This is a genomic window from Saccharomonospora iraqiensis subsp. iraqiensis (genome assembly GCF_000430445.1).
GTDB lineage: Bacteria > Actinomycetota > Actinomycetes > Mycobacteriales > Pseudonocardiaceae > Saccharomonospora > Saccharomonospora iraqiensis.
Genome location: NZ_KE387092.1, coordinates 70010 through 74357 on the forward strand (window position 1 = coordinate 70010; position 4348 = coordinate 74357).

Consider the following 4348-nt stretch of genomic DNA (forward strand, 5'->3'; position numbering starts at 1 on the left):
CGGGTTCCGCGAGGTCCGGTCCCGGGCCCGGCACCTGGCCGACTACGACTACCGGCAACTCGCCCGCGACGTCGAGGCGGAGCTGGCCGGGGCGGTCCGGACCGACGACGGGATCGTGGACCAGCAGCTCGCCAGTGCGGCCCGCTCGGCCTGGATGTGGGTGCGGGGCGGGCCCGGTGACGTCAGCCGTTGCTGGGTGGAGACCCTCGCCGTGCGGTGAATCACGGTCGGTCGCGTGCTCCCCGTCCGCGTGCGACGACGGGGGTGGCACGGCGGAGAACACCCGACCGGACGACGAAGAGGGCCCCTGCCCGGTCGCCCGGGCAGGGGCCCTCTCGCTACGTCGGGGTGGCGGGATTTGAACCCACGACCTCCTCGACCCGAACGAGGCACGCTACCAACCTGCGCCACACCCCGATGTATTCCTCAGCGGGTCGACACCCAGTCTAACGGACGTTGCTCGCGGCTCGACGCGGGGCCGGGTTTTGTGCCGTGTGCGGTGTCGCACCCCTCGGGACCAGCGTCAACAGGCTCGCCTCCGGGGGGCAGGCGAACCGGGCGGGCGCGTACGGCGAGGTGCCGAGCCCGGCGGAGACGTGCAGCCACATGTGCGCGCCCCACCGCGAGGCGCCGCGGGCGCGCGAGCGGTCGAGGTCGCAGTTCGTCACCAGTGCGCCGAACCCCGGCACCCGCAGTTGCCCGCCGTGGGTGTGGCCGGCCAGCACCAGGTCGTAGCCGTCGGCCGCGAACGGGTCCAGCACGCGGGGCTCGGGCGAGTGGGTCACCCCGAGCCGCAACGCGGGCGCGTCCCCGGGTGTGCCGCTCACGTCGGAGTAGCGGTCGCGGTCCAGGTGCGCGTCGTCCACACCGGTGGCGACCACGGTCTGCCCCGCCACGGTCAATGTCCGGCGCACGTGGGTGAGGTCGTGCCACCCGTGTTCCACGAACGCCGCCCGCAGGTCGCGCCAGGGCAGTTGCGGGCCGTGGACGCGCGTGCGGCGCCCCTTCGGCATCAGGTACCGCGCCGGGTTCTTGGGCTTCGGGGCGTAGTAGTCGTTGCTGCCGAACACGAACAGGCCCGGCCGGTCGAGCAGAGGAGCCAGCGCCCGCAGCACGGCGGGCACGGCGCGCGGGTGGGAGAGGTTGTCCCCCGTGTTGACCACCAGGTCCGGTTCCAGTCTGCCCAGCTCGGCCACCCAGCGCTGTTTGGCCTCGTGGCCCGGAAGCATGTGCAGATCGGAGATGTGCAGGACACGCAGCGGCCGCGCGCCCTCGGCCAGTACCGGAAGGTCCGCGGTCCGCAGGGTGAACCGCCGTCGCTCGACCCCGACGGCGTACCCGAGCGTCGCAGCGGCCGTGACCGCTGTCCCCGTCACGAGGCGTTTCATCATCATCCTTGGGGAGACGTGTGTCACCGACAGTACGTCCGCGAGGGACGGTTGGTTGCCTTCCCAGGGCAGACTACCGAAACGGGTGACAGCTGTTCACCCGGTTCAGTGACGGCTCGGTGGAGGCGGGCCGGTTATCGGATGTCCGCGTATCTCGGGTGCGGCTCCGGCAGCGGGGCCACCGGCTCACCCTCCAGCGCGGGCTTCACGGCACGGAACCAGGTACGGGCCGGTGTCTTCCCGCCGAACATGTTGCCCGCGCCCTCCGGGACGGCGCGGACGTTCCCCGGCCCTCCGTCGAGCAGGCCGCCGTTGGGCCTGCTCGGCCGGAACACCATCGCAGCTCCCGCGATCTGGGGTGTCGCACCGATGAACGCGGCGGAACCCTGGAGCTGGGTGGTTCCGGTCTTGCCGATGACGGGTCGGTCCCATCCCGCGTTCTCCGCGGCGGCCTGGGCCGTCCCGCCGGACGCGGTGTCCTTGCTCAACCCGACGGCGAGGGTATCGGCCACTCCCTCGGGTACGGCCTGCTCGCAGGACTTTTCCTCGATGGGTTGCGCGGCGCCGTCCCGGTCGGAGATCTCCAGGATCGGGGTGGGGGGGCACCACACCCCGCCACTCATGATCGTGGCGGCCACGTTGGCCATCTCCAGACCACTCGTCGGGCTCGCGCCGAGCGTGAAGAAGCCCTTACCGTGCGGCGAGAGCTCGCCCGGTTTGAAGTAGTCCGACTGACTCTGGTTGTACATCCGGTCTTCCGAGTCCGGATCGACCGGGCCGCCGACGGCAGGGTTCGAGGCCATGGTCTTACGCAGACCGAGCTTGCTCGCCATGTCCACCACAGGCCCCATCCCGACTTCTTCCTCGAGAATGATGAACGCCGTGTTCGGGGACTTGGCCAGTGCGTCCTGCAGGGTCATCGATCCCGGGTAGTCCCCCGCGTTCTGCACGCAATAGCTCCGGATGCCCCGCGAGTTGTTGGGGCAGTGTTCACCACCGTAGGAGAACACCTGCGAGACGTGGAAATCCGGCACCCGGACCTCGTCGAAGATGCCGTACCTGCGCTGTTCCAGCGTCGCGGCCGCGGTGAAGATCTTGTAGCTGGAGCCGACACCCGTCACGTTCATGATCTCGTAGGGCAGGCCGAGCATGGTCTGGCCCTGGTCCGGATCGGGTCCGTAGTCACGGTTCGCGGCCAGGGAGAGCACCTCGTGCCGATCCTTGCCGGGTTTGACCAGGGAGAGGGTGTTGGCCACGTTGGGCTCGTCCTGATCGACCTCGGCCTTGGCCGCCTGGGCGGCCTGGTGGTTGACCTCGGCGTCCAGCGTGGTGCGGATGGTGTAGCCGCCGGTGAGCAGGTCGTCCTGCTGCATCCCGTGCTCGTAGAGGTACTCGATCACGTACTGGCAGAAGAAGCCGCTCTCGGCGCCGGTGCAGTTGGCGGCGGCCTTGTCCGGACCGCCGGGCAGCACGCCGAGCGGCTCCTTCTTGATGCGTTCGGCGTCCTCCCGGGCGAGTTTCCGGTTGTCCACCATCGTGTCGAGCACGATGTTGCGGCGTTTCTTCGCGCCCTCCGGGTTGTTCCACGGGTCGAGCACCGCGGGGTTGTTCACCGCGCCGGCGAGCAGCGCCGCCTGCGGAACCGTCAGTTCCGCCGCCGTGGTGCCGAAGTACGCCTTCGCGGCCGCGCCGACACCGTAGATCTCCCGGGAGAACTCGATGATGTTGAGGTATCCGGCGAGGATCTCCGGCTTGGACATCTTGGTCTCGAGCTGCATCGCGATGCGCGCCTCCTTCAGTTTGCGCGCGATCGAGACCTCCTGGGCCTTCTGCTGGCCCAGTTCGTCGTTGCGGTAGGTGACGTTGATCAGATAGTTCTTCACGTACTGCTGGGTCAGCGTCGAGGCGCCCTGGGTGTCGCCGCCCGCGGAATTGCTGATGGCGGCCCGCATGGTGCCCTTCCAGTCCACCCCGGGGTGATCGTAGAAGCGCCGGTCCTCGACCGAGATGATCGCCCACTTCATCGCCTCGGAGATCTCGTCCGGCGCGGTGGGGATGCGGTACTGGTCGTAGACCGTCGCGATGCGCTCGCCGTCGCGGTCGGTGATGTTGGTGATCAGTGGTGGTGGCTCGTCGGCCAGGTTCGACGACATCGACTCGACCGTGTCGCTGGCCTGGTTCGAGACCACCCCCGCGGCGCCGACGACCGGGAACAGCAGCCCGGCCACGAGAACGCCCGCGAGCAGACACAGCCCCACCATCTTGAACAGCCCGCTCCGGATACCCACACCGGACAGGGTACGCATGCGGGGGTGTGATCGCGGTGACCCGTTCCGGCGGTATCGTCGTCCGCACCGTGACGCGGTGATCACCCACCGGATCGACGGGCCGGTCGGCCGGGTCGCGGTGGCCGGAGGTCGTTACCGGTCCGATATCTGGTAACAACGGCCGATACGGGGTTGGCGGACGGAACCGATGGGTCCTACAGTCCGTCAACAACTCACGTGGGCGGTGCCGGGGAGGCGCCGTCCGGAGGGAACGTGAGCAACGTGAGACCTGCTTGCGGGGGGCGAGGTCGTCTTCGTCGTCATCCGCCTGCCGGTCGTGACAGGTAGGAGCTGGGGGTATGAACACCGAGCACACCGACTGGCGCATCCATGCCTACTGCCGGGACACCGATCCCGACGGCCTGTTCGTCCGCGGGGCCGAACAGAATCGCGCCAAGATGGTCTGCATGGGATGTCCGGTCCGGACGGAGTGCCTCGCCGAGGCGCTCGACAACCGGATCGAGTTCGGCGTCTGGGGCGGCATGACCGAGCGGGAGCGGCGTGCGCTGCTGCGCAGGCGGCCGAGCGTGCCGAGCTGGCGCGCGCTGCTCGAGGCCGCCAAGCGGGAGTACGAACCCGCCGAACGGGTCTCCTGACCGGGGCCCGGCGGCGTCCGACGTCGTGCGGGCGGCC

3 protein-coding genes, 1 tRNA gene and 1 pseudogene are annotated in these 4348 nt (G+C 69.5%); 2 read left to right on the top strand and 3 right to left on the bottom strand.

Annotation, left to right across the window (positions count from 1 at the left end; genetic code table 11):
• A pseudogene (locus tag ACTIR_RS23215) lies at positions 1-220 on the top strand (SAM-dependent methyltransferase); the annotation flags it as partial.
• Between the two features lie 123 nt (positions 221-343).
• On the opposite strand, the gene ACTIR_RS0113250 reads toward ACTIR_RS23215, so the two are convergent.
• The 3 genes from ACTIR_RS0113250 to ACTIR_RS0113260 all read right to left on the bottom strand — a co-directional run bounded on the left by ACTIR_RS0113250 (position 344) and on the right by ACTIR_RS0113260 (position 3694).
• Positions 344-417 (bottom strand) — tRNA-Pro (locus tag ACTIR_RS0113250).
• 29 nt (positions 418-446) lie between these two features.
• Positions 447-1388 (bottom strand): metallophosphoesterase, encoded by a 942-nt coding sequence (locus ACTIR_RS0113255; protein WP_007023625.1) that lies wholly within the window; start codon positions 1386-1388, stop codon positions 447-449.
• Positions 1389-1522: 134 nt separating this feature from the next.
• On the bottom strand, positions 1523-3694 hold the full coding sequence (locus tag ACTIR_RS0113260; protein WP_199285623.1) for a transglycosylase domain-containing protein: 2172 nt from the start codon (positions 3692-3694) through the stop codon (positions 1523-1525).
• A gap of 320 nt (positions 3695-4014) precedes the next feature.
• Here ACTIR_RS0113260 and ACTIR_RS0113265 point away from each other — a divergent pair, with 320 nt between their 5' ends.
• The gene (locus ACTIR_RS0113265) at positions 4015-4311 is read left to right on the top strand and encodes a WhiB family transcriptional regulator (RefSeq protein ID WP_026454652.1); all 297 of its coding nucleotides are present in this window, start codon (positions 4015-4017) and stop codon (positions 4309-4311) included.
• The last annotated feature ends 37 nt before the right edge of the window (positions 4312-4348 follow it).

Excerpts from the sequence above, each read along its gene's own strand:
- ACTIR_RS0113265 (WP_026454652.1), top strand. The coding sequence starts at position 4,015 with ATGAACACCGAGCACACCGACTGGCGCATCCATGCCTACTGCCGGGAC.
- ACTIR_RS0113260 (WP_199285623.1), bottom strand. The coding sequence starts at position 3,694 with ATGCGTACCCTGTCCGGTGTGGGTATCCGGAGCGGGCTGTTCAAGATG.
- ACTIR_RS0113255 (WP_007023625.1), bottom strand. The coding sequence starts at position 1,388 with ATGAAACGCCTCGTGACGGGGACAGCGGTCACGGCCGCTGCGACGCTC.